Source organism: Streptomyces sp. FXJ1.172, assembly GCF_001636945.3.
Lineage (GTDB): Bacteria > Actinomycetota > Actinomycetes > Streptomycetales > Streptomycetaceae > Streptomyces.
Genome location: NZ_CP119133.2, coordinates 3,667,994 through 3,684,071, shown reverse-complemented (window position 1 = coordinate 3,684,071; position 16,078 = coordinate 3,667,994). Strand labels below are relative to the sequence as shown.

At 70.9% G+C, this 16,078-nt stretch carries 14 protein-coding genes and 1 riboswitch; of the genes, 10 read left to right on the top strand and 4 right to left on the bottom strand.

Annotated features, from left to right (window positions below):
• Window positions 1–6: 6 nt before the first annotated feature.
• Together aroA and A6P39_RS16200 are read right to left on the bottom strand one after the other, a co-directional pair.
• A complete protein-coding gene (aroA, locus tag A6P39_RS16205; protein ID WP_067038577.1) occupies window positions 7–1,323 on the bottom strand; it encodes a 3-phosphoshikimate 1-carboxyvinyltransferase in 1,317 nt (438 codons plus the stop codon).
• A 28-nt stretch (window positions 1,324–1,351) separates the two neighbouring features.
• Window positions 1,352–2,074 carry a M50 family metallopeptidase gene (locus A6P39_RS16200; RefSeq protein WP_067038575.1) on the bottom strand — a complete coding sequence of 241 codons (723 nt, stop codon included), beginning with the start codon at window positions 2,072–2,074 and terminating at the stop codon, window positions 1,352–1,354.
• Between the two features lie 103 nt (window positions 2,075–2,177).
• Between A6P39_RS16200 and A6P39_RS16195 the strand changes: the two genes are divergently transcribed.
• The 10 genes from A6P39_RS16195 to A6P39_RS16150 all read left to right on the top strand — a co-directional run bounded on the left by A6P39_RS16195 (window position 2,178) and on the right by A6P39_RS16150 (window position 12,187).
• A complete protein-coding gene (locus A6P39_RS16195) occupies window positions 2,178–2,993 on the top strand; it encodes an SOS response-associated peptidase (RefSeq protein ID WP_067038573.1) in 816 nt (271 codons plus the stop codon).
• A gap of 1 nt (window position 2,994) precedes the next feature.
• On the top strand, window positions 2,995–3,621 hold the full coding sequence (locus A6P39_RS16190; RefSeq protein ID WP_067038571.1) for an alpha/beta hydrolase family protein: 627 nt from the start codon (window positions 2,995–2,997) through the stop codon (window positions 3,619–3,621).
• A gap of 257 nt (window positions 3,622–3,878) precedes the next feature.
• Window positions 3,879–4,574: an RNA polymerase sigma factor SigR gene (gene sigR, locus A6P39_RS16185; RefSeq protein WP_067038570.1), complete on the top strand. Its 696-nt coding sequence runs from the start codon at window positions 3,879–3,881 to the stop codon at window positions 4,572–4,574.
• The gene (rsrA, locus tag A6P39_RS16180) at window positions 4,571–4,873 is read left to right on the top strand and encodes a mycothiol system anti-sigma-R factor (protein ID WP_067038568.1); all 303 of its coding nucleotides are present in this window, start codon (window positions 4,571–4,573) and stop codon (window positions 4,871–4,873) included. The genes sigR and rsrA overlap by 4 nt, the downstream gene beginning before the upstream one ends.
• Window positions 4,874–4,997: 124 nt before the next feature.
• A complete protein-coding gene (locus A6P39_RS16175) occupies window positions 4,998–6,335 on the top strand; it encodes an HD-GYP domain-containing protein (protein ID WP_067038566.1) in 1,338 nt (445 codons plus the stop codon).
• Window positions 6,332–7,624, top strand: a complete 1,293-nt coding sequence (locus A6P39_RS16170; protein ID WP_067038564.1) for an HD-GYP domain-containing protein — start codon at window positions 6,332–6,334, stop codon at window positions 7,622–7,624. The genes A6P39_RS16175 and A6P39_RS16170 overlap by 4 nt, the downstream gene beginning before the upstream one ends.
• Window positions 7,625–7,724: 100 nt before the next feature.
• Complete coding sequence (locus A6P39_RS16165; protein ID WP_067038764.1) at window positions 7,725–8,705, top strand: hypothetical protein; 981 nt, start codon at window positions 7,725–7,727, stop codon at window positions 8,703–8,705.
• An 87-nt stretch (window positions 8,706–8,792) separates the two neighbouring features.
• Window positions 8,793–9,443 (top strand): peptide deformylase, encoded by a 651-nt coding sequence (def, locus tag A6P39_RS16160; protein WP_067038562.1) that lies wholly within the window; start codon window positions 8,793–8,795, stop codon window positions 9,441–9,443.
• Between the two features lie 291 nt (window positions 9,444–9,734).
• Window positions 9,735–10,820, top strand: a complete 1,086-nt coding sequence (gene cyc1, locus A6P39_RS16155) for an epi-isozizaene synthase (protein ID WP_107304177.1) — start codon at window positions 9,735–9,737, stop codon at window positions 10,818–10,820.
• A complete protein-coding gene (locus A6P39_RS16150; protein ID WP_067038558.1) occupies window positions 10,817–12,187 on the top strand; it encodes a bifunctional albaflavenone monooxygenase/terpene synthase in 1,371 nt (456 codons plus the stop codon). The genes cyc1 and A6P39_RS16150 overlap by 4 nt, the downstream gene beginning before the upstream one ends.
• Before the next feature lie 80 nt (window positions 12,188–12,267).
• Here A6P39_RS16150 and A6P39_RS16145 read toward each other — a convergent pair whose 3' ends face one another.
• On the bottom strand, window positions 12,268–13,281 hold the full coding sequence (locus A6P39_RS16145) for a ribonucleotide-diphosphate reductase subunit beta (RefSeq protein ID WP_067038555.1): 1,014 nt from the start codon (window positions 13,279–13,281) through the stop codon (window positions 12,268–12,270).
• The gene (locus A6P39_RS16140) at window positions 13,281–15,650 is read right to left on the bottom strand and encodes a ribonucleoside-diphosphate reductase subunit alpha (protein ID WP_275883862.1); all 2,370 of its coding nucleotides are present in this window, start codon (window positions 15,648–15,650) and stop codon (window positions 13,281–13,283) included. Before A6P39_RS16140 ends, A6P39_RS16145 begins: the two co-directional genes overlap by 1 nt.
• A 126-nt stretch (window positions 15,651–15,776) precedes the next feature.
• A riboswitch (cobalamin riboswitch) is annotated at window positions 15,777–15,901 on the bottom strand.
• Window positions 15,902–16,078 lie beyond the last annotated feature (177 nt).

Genomic DNA, 16,078 nt, shown 5'->3' with positions numbered 1-16,078 from the left:
ACGTCCCTACTGCCCGAGCATCCCGGTCCACAGCTCGGGGAAGTCCGGCAGGGTCTTGGCCGTCGTCGCCACGTTCTCGATGAGCACGTCCCGGGCCGCCAGGCCGAGGATCGCGCCGGCGGTCGCCATGCGGTGGTCCTCGTAGGTGTGGAAGGTCCCGCCGTGCAGCGGTCGCGGGCGGATGTGCAGGCCGTCGGCCGTCTCCGTGACGTCACCGCCGAGTTCGTTGATCTCCTTGGTGAGCGCGGCCAGCCGGTCCGTCTCGTGCAGCCGCAGATGGGCCACGCCCCGCAGGGTGGAGGGGGAGTCGGCGAGGGCGGCCACGGCCGCGATGCCGGGGGTCAGCTCGCCGACGTCGCCGAGGTCCACGTCGATACCGTGGATGGCACCCGAACCGGTGAACACCAGCCCGTAGTCGGTGAGTTCACAGGAACCGCCCATCTCGGTGAAGATCTCCCGCAGCCGGTCGCCGGGCTGCGTGGTCCGCTCCGGCCAGTCGGGGACGACCACCTTGCCGCCGGTCACCAGCGCCGCCGCCAGGAACGGCTGGGCGTTGGACAGGTCCGGCTCGATCGTCAGGTCCCGGCCCAGCAGCGCGCCCGGCGTCACCCGCCACACGTTCGGCTCGCCGCCCGACTCCGGGGTGTCCACCTGGGCGCCGACCGCGCGCAGCATGTCCACGGTCATCCGGATGTGCGGCATGGAGGGCAGGGTCGTGCCGGTGTGGCGGACCTCGACGCCCTGGTTGAAGCGCGGGCCGGAGAGCAGGAGGGCCGATACGAACTGGGACGAGGAGGACGCGTCGATCGACACCGGGCCGCCGTCCAGCGCCCCGCCGCCGTGCACGGTCAGCGGCAGCGCGCCCCGGCCGTCGTCGTCGATCCGGGCGCCGAGCACGCGCAGCGCGTCGATCACGCCGTTCAGCGGGCGCTCGTACGACCGCGGGTCGCCGTCGAAGCGGATCGGTCCGTCGGCCAGCGCGGCCACCGGCGGCAGGAAGCGCATCACCGTGCCGGCGTTGCCGACGTCGACCGTGGCCGGGCCGTGCAGGCCGGTGGGCAGCACCCGCCAGGCCTCGCCGGTGCCGTCGGGGCCGACCCCTTCCTCGATCTCGACACCCATCGCGCGCAGCGCACCTGCCATCAGCAGGGTGTCGCGCGAGCGCAGCGGGCGGCGCAGCCAGCCGGGCTCGGAGGCGAGGGCGGCGAGGACGAGGGCGCGGTTGGTGACCGACTTGGACCCCGGCACGTGGACCGTCGCGTCGACGGCTCCGCTCGCGTGCGGGGCGGGCCAGAGTGCGGGAAGGGCGGTGTTCGGGGCCATGAGCCCACTTTATAAGGAGGCTCGGCCGTCAACCTTCCAGCAGCCAGCGCCCGCCGCCGATCAACGAGCACAGCGACACCGCGTGGAACAGGAACAGCCACAGCCCCGCCGGCACGTGGGTCAGGCGGGACAGCTGGTCCGCGTCCGAGTCGCCCGCGCCGCCCCGGCTGCGCTTGGCCTGCAGTTCGAAGGGCGGCCGGACCCCGCCGAGCAGCAGGAACCACACCGCCGCGTAGGCGAACGCGGCCTGCACCTGGGGTCCGGTCAGCCAGGACACCAGCACGAAGGCGCCCCCGGCCAGCACCACGGTCAGGACGCCGTACGCGTTGCGGATCATCACCAGCATCACCACCAGCAGGGCCGTGGCGACCCAGAGCAGGAGGGTGATGCGGCCCGCGGCCAGCAGAGCGGCCCCGCCCAGCCCCAGCAGGGAGGGCGCCGTGTACCCCGCCGCCGCCGTCAGGATCATGCCCAGCCCGTACGGCTTGCCCCGGCTGACCGTGAGGCCGCTGGTGTCGGAGTGCAGCCGGATGCCGGTGAGCTGCCGGCCGGTGAGCAGGGCGGTCAGGCCGTGGCCGCCCTCGTGCGCGATGGTGACCGCGTTGCGCGATATGCGCCACACCGGGTGCGGGACGACGACGGCCAGCGCGGCGGCGAGCGTCGCGATCACGACCCACAGGTCGGGATCGGGCTGGGTGCCGGTGAGCCGGTCCCAGAGATCGGGCAGCGAGGTGATGGCGAGGCTGTCCATTCCGGTGATGGCTCCCTGTCGTCGAGTCGGTAGGGGTCGGCGCGGAGCGCCGTCGTCGAGGGGTGGTGGTCGGGTGACGGGTGGGCCTGGCAGTGTGGCACGTATGTGCGGACGGTATGCATCGAGTCGTAGGCCCGAGGATCTCGCAGGAGTCTTTGAGATCGAGAAGTGGGACCCCGAGGAGACCTTGGCGCCCGACTACAACGTGGCGCCGACCAAGGAGGTCTACGCGGTCCTCGACCGCCCCCTGAAAGACGCGGACTCCCCGCGTCCGGTTCGCCAGCTGCGCAAACTGAAGTGGGGACTGGTGCCGTCCTGGGCCAAGACGCCCGAGGGCGGCGCCCGGATGATCAACGCGCGCGCGGAGACGGTGCACGAGAAGCCCGCCTACCGTCGCGCCTTCGCCGCCCGGCGCTGCATCATCCCCGCCGACGGCTACTACGAGTGGGTCACCGGCGAGCAGGAGCGCGACCTGGAGGTCGAGGGCAGGAAGAAGCGGCCGCGCAAGCAGCCGTACTTCGTGCTGCCCGCCGACGGCTCGGTGTTCGCGATGGCCGGGCTGTACGAGTTCTGGCGCGACCGCACCCTGCCCGACGACCACCCGCAGGCCTGGTGGGCGACGTGCTCGGTGATCACCACGGAGGCCGAGCGGACCCCGCTGGCCGTGGCCCCCGCAAAGGGCCCGGGCACGCTCGCCGAGATCCACCCCCGGATGCCGCTGATGCTCACCCCGGACCGCTGGGACGCCTGGCTCGACCCGGCCCGCACCGACCCCGAGGCCCTGCGAGACCTGCTCGCCCCGCCCCCGCCCGGCCTGATGCGCGCCTACCCGGTCTCCACGGCCGTCAGCAACGTCCGCAACAACGGCGCGGAGCTGCTGAAGGAGCTGGAGGCGCCGGAAGAGGGCACACTCTTCTAGCGTGATCGAGATTGTCGAGACCGACGCCGGGACCGCACGCATCACCTGGCGCAAGGCGAAGAGGCCCCGGCTCGTCCTCGCCGTGAGCCACGGGGCCGGCGGGGGCGTCGAGGCGCGCGACCTGCAAGCCCTGGCCCAGGCCCTCCCGGCGCAGGGTGTCACCGTGGCGCTGGTCGAGCAGCCCTGGCGGGTCGCGGGCAGAAAGCTCGCGCCCGCGCCGAAGACGCTCGACGCCGGCTGGCGCGGCATCTGGCCCGCGCTGGCCGGGATGGAGCTGCCCGTGGTCTCCGGCGGGCGGAGCGCCGGGGCCCGGGTCGCCTGCCGTACGGCCACCGAGCTGGGCGCGCACGCCGTGCTCGCGCTGAGCTTCCCGCTGCACCCGCCGGGCAAGCCGGAGAAGTCCCGCGCTGGGGAACTGCTCGGGACCGGGGTGCCCACGCTCGTCGTACAGGGCGGCAACGACCCCTTCGGCAAGCCGGAGGAGTTCCCCAAGGGCTCGTACGAGCTGGTCGAGGTGGCGTACGGGGATCATGGCTTCGCGGTCCCCAAGCGCGCCGTGATCACCCAGGAGCGGGCCCTGGAGATCATCACGGAGAGCGTCGCGAAGTGGCTCGCGTCACTCGGGTGACGGCAGGGAATGCCCCGCGCCGGGCCACTGTTGTGGCGGACAGAAGTGCTGAGGCCTCGGCACCGACGTCGTAGGGGAAGGAAGTCCGCCGCATGGGTCCGACCATCTGCCCGAGCCGCGAGCGCAGCGCCGACCTGGACTGGACGGTGCTCCACGCGGCCAAGGCCGCTCCTATTCGAGCGGCGGCAGGCACGGGTCGTGTTCTATCCTCCGAAACGAGTGGGACCGGACTCGGTCCCGCCCGGGATCTTGAGGAGGTGGGTCCGGTCACCGGTACCGACGCAGGGACCGACAACGGCCAGGCGGAGCAGCCCGAGGGCCGGGGCATGGGCGCGGAGGCGGCCTCCGAGTCCAGCACGGAGCGCAGCGCGCGCTTCGAGCGGGACGCGCTCGAATTCCTCGACCAGATGTACTCGGCCGCGCTGCGCATGACACGCAACCCGGCCGACGCCGAGGACCTGGTGCAGGAGACGTACGCCAAGGCGTACGCGTCCTTCCACCAGTTCCGCGAGGGCACCAACCTCAAGGCCTGGCTGTACCGGATCCTCACCAACACGTTCATCAACTCCTACCGCAAGAAGCAGCGCGAGCCCCAGCGCTCCGCCGCGGAGGAGATCGAGGACTGGCAGCTCGCCCGCGCCGAGTCGCACATGTCGACGGGTCTGCGCTCCGCCGAGTCGCAGGCGCTCGACCACCTGCCCGACTCCGACGTGAAGGAAGCGCTGCAGGCGATCCCCGAGGAGTTCCGCATCGCCGTCTATCTCGCGGACGTAGAGGGCTTTGCGTACAAGGAGATCGCGGACATCATGGGGACACCCATCGGTACGGTGATGTCCCGGCTGCACCGGGGCCGCCGTCAACTGCGCGGCATGCTGGAGGACTACGCCCGTGACCGCGGGCTGGTCCCGGCGGGCGCGGGAGAGTCGAACGAAGCGAAAGGCTCGGGCTCATGAGCTGCGGAGAGCCGCACGAGACGGACTGCAGTGAGGTCCTCGACCACCTGTACGAGTTCCTCGACAGCGAGATGCCGGACGTCGATCGCGACAAGTTCCGGCACCACTTCGAGGAATGCTCCCCGTGCCTGGAGAAGTACGGCCTGGAGCAGGCCGTGAAGAAGCTGGTCAAGCGGTGCTGCGGGCATGACGACGTGCCCGCGGACCTGCGCGCCAAGGTCATGGGGCGGCTCGACCTGATCCGCTCCGGACAGGTCGTGCCCGAGCACGATGTGACGACGACCCCCCAGGAGAGCTGACCGCCGCGTCACCCCTCCCGTCACCCGAACGTGCTAATCCTCAGGTCATAAGCCCCAAACCCCTCGGTTCCAGGCCTAGGCTCCGAGCCCGGACAGGCACGGTCCACGGTCGGGGAGGGGCGCGATGGAGGCGGTTCCGGCGAGAGCGCGCGGCTATGTGGCCGCCGTCGCCGTGCTGGCGCTGCTCTGCCTGCTGCCGCTGCCGGCGATCCGCACGCCGTGGTGGGCGCTCGGCTTGCTCTGTGCGCTCTACACCGCGTGCGAGTACGCCGTACGGCGTCGCTTCGGCAGCACGTTCCATCCCGTCCTGCTCGCCGGGGCGTTCCTGCTGCCCCCGCCGGCCGCCGCGCTCGTCCCGCTGGCAGCCGCCCTGCTGTGCCCGGTCGAGCACCGGCCCGCCCTGCTGCGGCGCGTCTGGCGGGCCGCGCGGCCCGCGCTCGCCGTGTGGGGCGCCGCCGAGGTGCACTGGACGCTCGGCGGGCGGGATGCCGTCGTCGCCTCCGACTTCCCCTACGCCCTGCTGCCCGCCGGCGCGGCCGTCCTCGCCTTCTGCCTGATCCTCACCGTCCTCGACGGCGGCATCCTGGCCATGGGCGTGGGGGCACCTCCCACGCCTTTCGGGCAGTGGGGCAGGGTGCCGCTGCGCCGGGCCTGGCGCGGGCTGCTGTCCCGCTCGCTCGCACCGGTCGCCGTGCACGGACTCGCCGGGCTGATGATGGCCGTGCTGTGGCGCAGCCCGTACGGCCCGGTCGCCGCGCTGCTCGTGCTGCTGCCGATGTGGGTCTCCTGGTGGATCTTCGCCCAGTACCACCGCGAACGCGCCGCCCACCAGGCCACCATCCGCGCCCTGGTGCAGGCCGTCGACATCAAGGACGGCTACACCCGCGGCCACAGCGAGCGCGTGGGCCAGGCCTCCGTGCTGATCGCCCGCGAACTGGGCATGGACGACGACCGCGTCGAGGTGCTGCGCTTCGCCGGCATCCTGCACGACGTCGGCAAGCTCGGCGTCCCCACCCGGCTGCTGCGCAAGGAGGGACCGCTCACCCCCGAGGAGCGCCGGATCATCGAACTGCACCCCGAGTACGGCCATGAGATGGTCCGCGGGATCTCCTTCCTCGGCGAGGCCCGCGCGGCGATCCTGCACCACCACGAACGCCTCGACGGCAGCGGCTACCCGTACGGCCTCATCGGCACCCAGATCCCCGAGTGCGCCCGGGTCGTCGCCGTCGCGGACGCCTTCGACGCCATGACCTCCACCCGCTCCTACCGCAGGGCCCGGCCCGTAGAGACGGCCGTCGCCGAGCTGGAGCGCTGCGCCGGTACGCAGTTCGACCCCCGGATGGTCGCCGCGCTGATCCGGGTCCTGGGCCGCCAGGGCTGGCATCCCACCGTCACCGCCGACGAACCGGCGCACAAGGCGGCGTCCCGGGATCGGGTGGCCGGCACCGGGACACCCCGGTGACCGCCCTGCGGCTGATCCACGCTGCCGCCGTCCTCACCGCGGCCGGATCCCTCGCGGCCACCCTGGGCACCGGCCTCGCCGACCGGGGCATCGCGCTTGCCTTCGGGGTGCTCATAGCCGTCGGCGAGCTGACCCGGTGGAGCGACGACGAGGTACGCCAGGCCGCGCCGATCGGCGCCGCGGGCTCACTGGCGTACGCCCTGCTCGGCGCCGACGCGGGACGGCCCACCGGGCAGCACGCCGCCCAGGTCGTCACCGTCGTCCTCACCGCCACCGTGCTCGGCACCGTCCCGCACATCTGGTCCGGCCGCACCCCCACCCTCGACCATCTCGCCCGCCGCGTCCTCACCGTCGGATTCGCCGCGGTCTGCTTCCAACCCTTGTACAGCCAGGGCCTGTTCGCCTCCTGGAGCGGCCCCGCCTACGCCCTGCTCCTCGTCGCCCTGAGCGGCCTCACCGGCCTGTGCGACGCCGTCCTGGCTGCCGCCCTCGCCCACTCCCGCACCCGCTGGCCGTTCGCCCCGCTGCTGCGCGAGGAACTGCGCGGACTGCTCGGCATCGGCTCCGCCGTCGGGGCGACCGGCGCCGTGATCGCGCTCGCGGTGGCCGTCGCCGGACTGTGGGCGCTGCCCGTGTTCTGTCTGCCCCTGCTGCTCACCCAGCTCTCCGTACGACGCTACGCGGCCGTGCGTGCCACCTACCGGCAGACCATCGCCTCCCTCGCCCGTGCCACCGAGATCGCCGGCTGCACCCCCACGGGCCACGCCCGCCGGGTCGCCGCGCTCAGCCTCGCCGTGGGCCGCGATCTCGGGCTGGCCGGAGGCGAACTGACCGTTCTGGAGTACGCGGCCCTCATGCACGACATCGGCCAGCTCAGCCTCGTCGACCCGGTCCCGGCCGGCGCCACCGCCGGACTGCCGGCCGCCGAGCAGCGCCGGATCGCGCTGCTCGGCGGCGCCGTCGTACGGCAGACCGGGGTGGACGCCGCCGTCGCCGTCGTGGTCGAGCGGCAGGCCGACCCGTGCCGGGAACAGCCCCTGGCCGCGCGGATCGTCAGGGCCGTGAACGCCTACGAGGAGAAGACCCGGGACACCGGCCCCGAGGGCCCCCTGCGGGCGTTGGAGGAGCTGCGGCTCGCCGCCGCCGGGGACTACGCGCCCGAGGTGGTCGAGGCCCTCGCCCGGGTGCTCGCCCGGCCGCGCGACTGGGGCCGGACCGCACCGGCGCCGGGGGAGGGGAGACGTACGGCACTGTCTGACCCCGTCCCCGGCTGGGTAACCCATGGGTAATGAGCGCCTTTCCCACCGTACGTGGTTGGATGCGAGGGAGAGGGTGTCCGGGGGCACAAGCCAGCCCACTGTGCGGAACTGGAACTGGCAGGCGGGAATCGTGAGGATCTTCGGCAAGGGACGACACCGGCCCTCCGCCTCCTGGCGGCAGGCCACCGACCGCGCGTTCACGCTCATCGGCGACGGCCGCTACGAGGACGCGGGCGAGCTGCTGACACGGGCCGCCGACCTGGAGCCCTGGCTGTCGGAGTCCTGGTTCAACCTCGCCCTGCTGCACAAGTTCCGGCACGACTGGGAGCAGGCCCGTGCGGCCGGACTGCGCGCCGTGGCCCTCCTGGACCGGGCGACCGGCACGCCCGACTGGTGGAACGTCGGCATCGCCGCCACCGCCCTGCAGGACTGGCCGCTGGCCCGCCGCGCCTGGCAGGCGTACGGCCTGAAGGTGCCCGGCGGTGTCACCGCGGCCGGGGAACCGGCGGGCATGGAGCTGGGCAGCGCGGCCGTACGGCTCTCCCCGGAGGGCGAGGCCGAGGTCGTATGGGGCCGCAGGCTGGACCCGGCGCGGATCGAGGTGCTGTCCATCCCGCTTCCCTCGTCCGGGCGACGCTGGGGCGAGGTCGTGCTGCACGACGGCGTCCCGCACGGCGAGCGCACGACGTCCGCCGGCCACGCCTACCCGGTCTTCGACGAGATCGAGCTGTGGGCGCCCTCGCCCGTGCCGACCTGGGTGGTCCTGCTGGAGGCGGCCACGGAGGCGGACCGGGACGCGTTGGAGCAGCTGGCGGCCGACGCCGGGTTCGCCGCGGAGGACTGGTCCTCCTCGGTGCGGCTGCTGTGCCGGATGTGCTCGGAGTCCCGGATGCCCTCCGACGAGGGTGAGGGTGTGCACCTGGACCCGCACGACCACAGTGAACCGGGTCACCCCGGCCCGCTGGGGCACCGGACGGACGGGCAGCTGTGGGTGCCGGAGCGCGAGTGCGGAGTCGCGGCGCCGGCCTCCCTCGTCCGGGGGCTGTTGGACGGGTGGGTCGCGGACAGCCCGGACTCCAGGGACTGGCGTGATCTCGAAGAGGTTTGCTGAGCCGACGGTGACCAGCCACCTTTAGTCTGTACTCGAGACTTTTTCGCTCGGGACTTTTCCAAGGTTGCAGGAAGGCGTACGTCGGTCATGGCGCAGCAGGACACCGATCAGCAGCACGGGGGCGTGCTCCCTGTCGACGACGAGGGCTATGTCGTCGACACGCAGGACTGCGAGGAGCGCGAGAAGGCCTGGCGGGAGCGCGGGACCACGCGGCCGGTCACGGTCGTCGGCAATCCGGTGCTGCACAAGGAGTGCAAGGACGTCACCGGGTTCGGCGAGGAGCTGCAGCAGCTGGTCGCCGACATGTTCGCCAGCCAGCGCACCGCCGAGGGCGTGGGCCTGGCCGCCAACCAGATCGGCGTCGACCTGAAGGTCTTCGTCTACGACTGCCCGGACGACGACGGCGTCCGGCACACCGGCGTGGTGTGCAACCCGAAGCTGGCCGAGCTGCCGGCCGACAGGCGGCGGCTGGACGACAGCAACGAGGGCTGCCTGTCCGTGCCCGGGGCCTACGCGCCGCTCGCGCGTCCCGACTATGCCGAGGTGACCGGCCAGGACGAGCGGGGCAACCCGATCAAGGTCCGTGGCACCGGCTACTTCGCACGCTGTTTGCAGCACGAGACCGACCACCTCTACGGCTACCTGTACATCGACCGGCTGTCCAAGCGGGACCGCAAGGACGCGCTGCGGCAGATGGCCGAGAACGAGCCACGGTACCCTGTGGTCGCCAACGACTAGGCACCACAAGGCCGTTGGGGCGCCCGGCCGGGATCACTCCCGGTCGGGCGCCCTTCGTATGACCAGGCTTCGCTCATCCGTGCGTCGTACAACCGATCCCATCAGGCCGCCTAATGATCCTTAACCAGTCACGCAAGAGGGGATTCTCGGCACCTTGGGGTAGTGAGTGGAGCAAATCCGTTCCCATGGCGGTCAGTTGTGGTGCTGAATGGAACGGCGGGGATACGCAACGGCGCACGCCCGGCACAACGGGAGGGGTGTGCGCTCCCGGCGGCTGAGAGGGGTTTGTTCGTGCAAGCTTTCCCACACGGCACCACAGCGACGCCGACGGCGGTCGTAGTACCACCCTCACTGGCACTCCCGGTGATCGAGTCCGCCTTTCCCCGGCAACTGCACCCGTATTGGCCGCAACTCCAGGAGAAGACACGGCTCTGGCTGCTGGAAAAGCAGCTCATGCCGGCGGGCAAGGTGCAGGAATATGCCGACGGACTTTGCTACACCGACCTGATGGCGGGCTTCTACGTGAACGCCGCCGACGAGGTCCTGCAAGCCATCGCCGACTACAGCGCATGGTTCTTCATCTGGGACGACCGCCACGACCGCGACATCGTGCACGGCCGGGCGGGCGACTGGCGGCGGCTGCGGTACCGCCTGCACGCGGCCCTCGACGCCCCCAGGCACCATCTGCACCACCCCGACCCACTCGTCGCGGGCTTCGCGGACAGTGTGCTGCGGCTGTACGGCTTCCTGCCGCGCACCTGGAACCAGCGGTTCGCCCGGCACTTCCACACCGTGATCGAGGCCTATGACCGGGAATTCAGAAACCGCACCCAGGGATACATACCCGGCGTCGAGGAATACCTCGCCCTGCGCCGGCACACGTTCGCCCACTGGATATGGACGGACCTGCTCGAGGTGAGCGCCGGATGCGAACTCCCGGACGCCGTGCGGAAAAACCCGGTCTACCGCCGGGCCGCGCTGCTCACCCAGGAATTCGCCGCCTGGTACAACGATCTGTGCTCGCTGCCGAAGGAAATAGCGGGCGATGAGGTGCACAATCTCGGAATCTGCCTCATCACCCATGAGGGACTGAGTCTCGAAGAGGCCGTGGACGAAGTCAGGCGGCGCGTCGAGGAGTGCATCCAGGACTTCCTCGAAGCCGAGCAGGACGCCCTGCTGTTCGCCGATGCAATTGCCGAAGGGAATGTCCGCGAAAAGGAACTGAGCATCGCGGTGCGGGCCAGCGTCGGCAATATGCGGAACTGGTTCAGCTCCGTCTACTGGTTCCACCACGAGTCCGGCCGGTACATGGTCGACAGCTGGGACGACCAGTCCACGCCCCCGTACGTCACCAACGAAACGGCAGGTGAGAAATGACCCTCGAGTCCGTGCGGCCGGCCAACTCCGAGCCGGCCGAACTGCGCGAACCCCCGCTGGCCGGGGGCGCGATACCGGTCCTCGGGCACGGCCTGAAACTGGTCCGCGACCCGCTGGCCTTCATGTCGGGGCTGCGCGACCACGGTGACGTCGTACGCCTGAAACTGGGCCCCAAGACGGTGTACGCCGTCACCACGCCGGAGCTGACCGGCGCGCTCGCGCTCAGTCCCGACTTCAAGATCGACGGCCCGCTGTGGGAGTCCCTCGAGGGGCTGCTCGGCAAGGAGGGCGTGGCCACCGCCAACGGTCCCCGGCACCGGCGCCAGCGGCGCACCATACAGCCCGCGTTCCGGCTGGACGCCATACCCGGCTACGGGCCGATCATGGAGGAGGAGGCGCATCGGCTCACCGAGCGCTGGAAACCCGGCGAGACCATCGACTGCACCTCGGAGTCCTTCCGGGTCGCCGTGCGCATCGCCGCCCGCTGCCTGCTGCGCGGCGAGTACATGGACGAGCGCGCCGAGCGGCTGAGCACCGACCTCGCCACCGTCTTCCGCGGCATGTACCGCCGGATGGTCGTCCCGCTCGGACCGCTGTACCGGCTGCCGTTTCCGGCCAACCGCGAATTCAACTGGGCCTTGGCCGATTTGCATCTCCTGGTCGACGAGATCGTCGCCGAGCGGAGGGCATCTGGTCAAAAGCCGGACGATTTGCTGACGGCATTGCTGGAAGCGAAGGACGACAATGGCGACCCCATCGGGGAACAGGAGATCCACGACCAGGTCGTCGCGATAGTCACCCCGGGCAGCGAAACAGTGGCCTCCACGATCATGTGGCTGCTCCAAGTCCTCGCCACGCACCCGGAACACGCCGAGAAGGTACGGACCGAGGTCCAATCCGTGACCGGCGGCCGACCCGTCGCATTCGAGCACGTCCGCGCACTCACCCACACCAACAATGTCGTCGTCGAGGCCATGCGGCTCAGGCCGGCCGTATGGATATTGACGCGGCGTGCCGTGACCGAAACCTCACTCGGCGGCTATCGCATTCCGGCCGGGGCCGACATCGTCTACAGCCCGTACGCGATCCAGCGCGATGCCCGCTCCTACGACCGCCACCTCGACTTCGACCCCGACCGCTGGCTGCCGGAGCGGGCACGGCAGGTGCCGAAGCACGCCATGAGCCCCTTCAGCACGGGCAACCGCAAGTGCCCCAGCGACCACTTCTCCATGACCCAGCTGACCCTGATCACCGCGGCGATCTCGACGAAGTACCGCTTCGAGCAGGTCACGGGGTCGAACGACACCACCCGCGTGGGCATCACGCTGCGCCCGCACGACCTGCTGCTCAGGGCGGTGGAATGGTGAGGCACAACGCCTGATACCGGCGCGCGCTCACGCGGCGATCAGGCCGCGGAACGTGCGCCGGTAGGCGCTGCGGAGCAGGATCAGAAGTCCTCGTCCAGGTCGACCGTGCCCTCGACCGCGACCTGGTACGCCGACGGGCGGCGCTCGAAGAAGTTCGTCAGCTCCTGGACGCCCTGCAGCTCCATGAAGGAGAACGGGTTCTCCGAGCCGTACACCGGGGCGAAGCCGAGGCGCGTGAGACGCTGGTCGGCGACGCACTCCAGGTACTGGCGCATCGACTCGGTGTTCATGCCCGGCAGGCCGTCGCCGCACAGGTCGCGGGCGAACTGCAGCTCGGCCTCGACGGCCTCCCTCAGCATGTCGGTGACCTGCTGCTGCAGCGCGTCGTCGAAGAGGTCCGGCTCCTCCTTGCGGACGGTGTCGACCACGTCGAAGGCGAACGACATGTGCATCGTCTCGTCGCGGAACACCCAGTTGGTGCCGGTGGCGAGACCGTGCAGCAGACCCCGGCTGCGGAACCAGTAGACGTAGGCGAAGGCGCCGTAGAAGAACAGGCCCTCGATGCACGCGGCGAAGCAGATCAGGTTCAGCAGGAAGCGACGGCGGTCCGCCTTCGTCTCCAGCCGGTCGAGCCGGTCGACCGAGTCCATCCACGTGAAGCAGAACTGCGCCTTCTCGCGGATGGACGGGATGTTCTCCACGGCCGCGAAGGCGGCGGCGCGGTCGTCCGGGTCGGGCAGGTAGGTGTCCAGCAGGGTCAGGTAGAACTGGACGTGCACGGCCTCCTCGAAGAGCTGACGGCTCAGGTACAGCCGCGCCTCGGGGGAGTTGATGTGCTTGTACAGCGTCAGCACCAGGTTGTTCGCGACGATCGAGTCACCCGTCGCGAAGAAGGCGACCAGCCGGCCGATGAGGTGCTGCTCCTCGGGCGTCAGCTTCGCGAGGTCGGCGACGTCCGAGTGGAGGTCGACCTCCTCCACGTGCCAGGTGTTCTTGATCGCGTCCCGGTAGCGCTCGTAGAAGTCCGGGTAGCGCATGGGACGCAGGGTCAGCTCGAAGCCCGGGTCGAGAAGGTTCTGAGGACGGTCGGACATTACTGGCAGGCCTCGCAGGACTCGGGGTTTTCCAGGGAGCAGGCGATCGCGTCGGGGTCGGCGGCCTGCTGGACGGGGATGGTCTTCGGGGACTGCGCCTGGGCCGCGCGGGCGATCCGGGTCGCCGGGCGGGAGCGCAGGTAGTACGTCGTCTTCAGGCCCGACTTCCAGGCGTACGCGTACATCGAGGAGAGCTTGCCGATCGTCGGCGTCTCCAGGAACAGGTTCAGGGACTGCGACTGGTCCAGGAACGGGGTGCGGGCCGCGGCCATGTCGATCAGGCCGCGCTGCGGGATCTCCCACGCCGTGCGGTACAGCGCGCGCACCTCCTCGGGGATCCACGCGAAGTCCTGCACCGAGCCGTTCGAGTCGCGCAGCGCCTCACGGGTACGGGCGTCCCACACGCCGAGGTTCTTCAGGTCCTGCACCAGGTAGGAGTTGACCTGGAGGAACTCACCCGACAGCGTCTCGCGCTTGAACAGGTTCGACACCTGCGGCTCGATGCACTCGTACACGCCGGCGATGGAGGCGATGGTGGCCGTCGGGGCGATCGCGAGGAGCAACGAGTTGCGCAGGCCCGTCTCGGCAACACGCCGGCGCAGCGCGTCCCAGCGCTCGGGCCAGGTCAGCTCCACGTCGTAGTGGTCCGGGTGCAGCACACCCCGGGCCGTACGGGTCTTCTCCCAGGCCGGCACCGGGCCGCTGCGCTCGGCGAGGTCGGCGGAGGCCTCGTACGCGGCGAGCATGATCCGCTCGGCGATCCGTGTCGAGAGGGCCTTGGCCTCGGCGGAGTCGAAGGGCAGACGCAGCTTGAAGAAGACGTCCTGCAGACCCATCGCGCCGAGACCGACCGGACGCCACTTGGCGTTGGAGCGGCCCGCCTGCTCGGTCGGGTAGAAGTTGATGTCCACGACCCGGTCGAGGAAGGTGACGGCGGTGCGGACCGTCTCGTCCAGCCGCTGCCAGTCGATGTCGCCGCTCGCCGTGTCGACGAACGCGCCGAGGTTCACCGAACCCAGGTTGCAGACCGCCGTCTCGCCGTCGTCCGTGACCTCCAGGATCTCCGTGCAGAGGTTGGAGGAGTGGACCACGTGGCCCGGCAGGGCCGTCTGGTTGGCGGTGCGGTTGGCCGCGTCCTTGAAGGTCATCCAGCCGTTGCCGGTCTGCGCGAGGGTGCGCATCATCCGGCCGTACAGCTCGCGGGCCGCGATGGTCTTCTTCGCCAGGCCCGCCGCCTCGGCCTTGCGGTAGGCGGCGTCGAACTCCGCGCCCCACAGGTCCACCAGCTCGGGCACGTCCGCCGGGGAGAACAGCGACCACTCGGCGTCGGCGTTGACCCGGCGCATGAACTCGTCCGGGATCCAGTGCGCGAGGTTCAGGTTGTGCGTACGGCGGGCGTCCTCACCGGTGTTGTCCCGCAGCTCCAGGAACTCCTCGATGTCGGAGTGCCAGGTCTCCAGGTACACCGCGGCCGCACCCTTGCGCCGGCCGCCCTGGTTCACGGCGGCCACCGAGGCGTCCAGCGTCTTCAGGAACGGCACGATGCCGTTGGAGTGCCCGTTGGTGCCGCGGATCAGCGAACCGCGGCTGCGGATCCGGGAGTACGACAGCCCGATGCCGCCGGCGTGCTTCGACAGCCGGGCCACCTGGTGGTAGCGGTCGTAGATGGAGTCCAGCTCGTCCAGCGGGGAGTCGAGGAGGTAGCAGGACGACATCTGGGGGTGCCGCGTGCCGGAGTTGAACAGCGTGGGGGAGGACGGCAGGTAGTCGAGGCGGCTCATGAGCCTGTAGAGCGCGGTGACCTCCTCGACGGAGCGGACGCTGTCGTCCTCGGCGAGGCCGCTCGCGACCCGCAGCATGAAGTGCTGGGGGGTCTCGATGACCTTGCGGGTGATCGGGTGGCGCAGCAGGTAGCGGCTGTGCAGGGTGCGCAGGCCGAAGTAGCCGAAGCGGTCGTCGGCCGCCACGTCGACCAGCGCGTCGAGGCGGGCCGCGTGCAGCCGTGCGAACTGGGCGGTGCGCTCGGCGATGAGGCCCTCGCGGTGGCCGACCGCGACGGACTCGGTGAAGGACGTCACGCCCTGCGAGGCGGCCTCGGCGCGGATGGAGAGGGTCAGCAGCCGGGCGGCCAGCCGGGAGTAGGCGGGGTCCTCGGAAATCAGCCCGGCGGCGGCCTCCGTGGCCAGCTCCCGCAGCTCCGCCTCGTCGGCGCCTGCCGACCGGCCGCGCAGCGCGGCGGCGGCGACCCGGCCGGGGTCGGCGTCGGGGAGGTCGGCGGTCAGCTCGGTCAGGGTCCGCAGCAACGCGGTACCGGGACCGTCGGTGTCCAGGCCGCTGGCTGAAGCCGGATCTGCTGGCGCGATGGTCACGTGGGACTCTCCCTCGCTCGGCACGGGGGCCTTGCGGAGGGCAGGGGGCAGCCACGAGCGCGCACGCGTCGCGTCCACCGGCCCATTCCACGAGGCCCGGACGTCGGAAGGCACCCGGGCCGGACGGCCGGGCGCACGCTGCCGGCAGGTCCTCGGACTGACTCCTGGGCGCGGATGCGCACAAGTACACCGTTGCGGGACAGTTCCGGATTCGCACCGGATTCCCCTGCGACGACAGCGAGGATGAGCATACATCTAGTGCCGGGCTGTCGTGGCACCCCCAGATGTTGTGTCTGTTGTGTGTTGCGCTGGCTTCAGAGCGTCAACTTGTGTATGACGAGCGGCATGCGGAACGGGCCGCCGTGGGTTCGTTCCCCGGCGGCCCGCTGCGGGTCGTTCGCGGTTGCTCGCGCAGTGCCCCTCCGGGG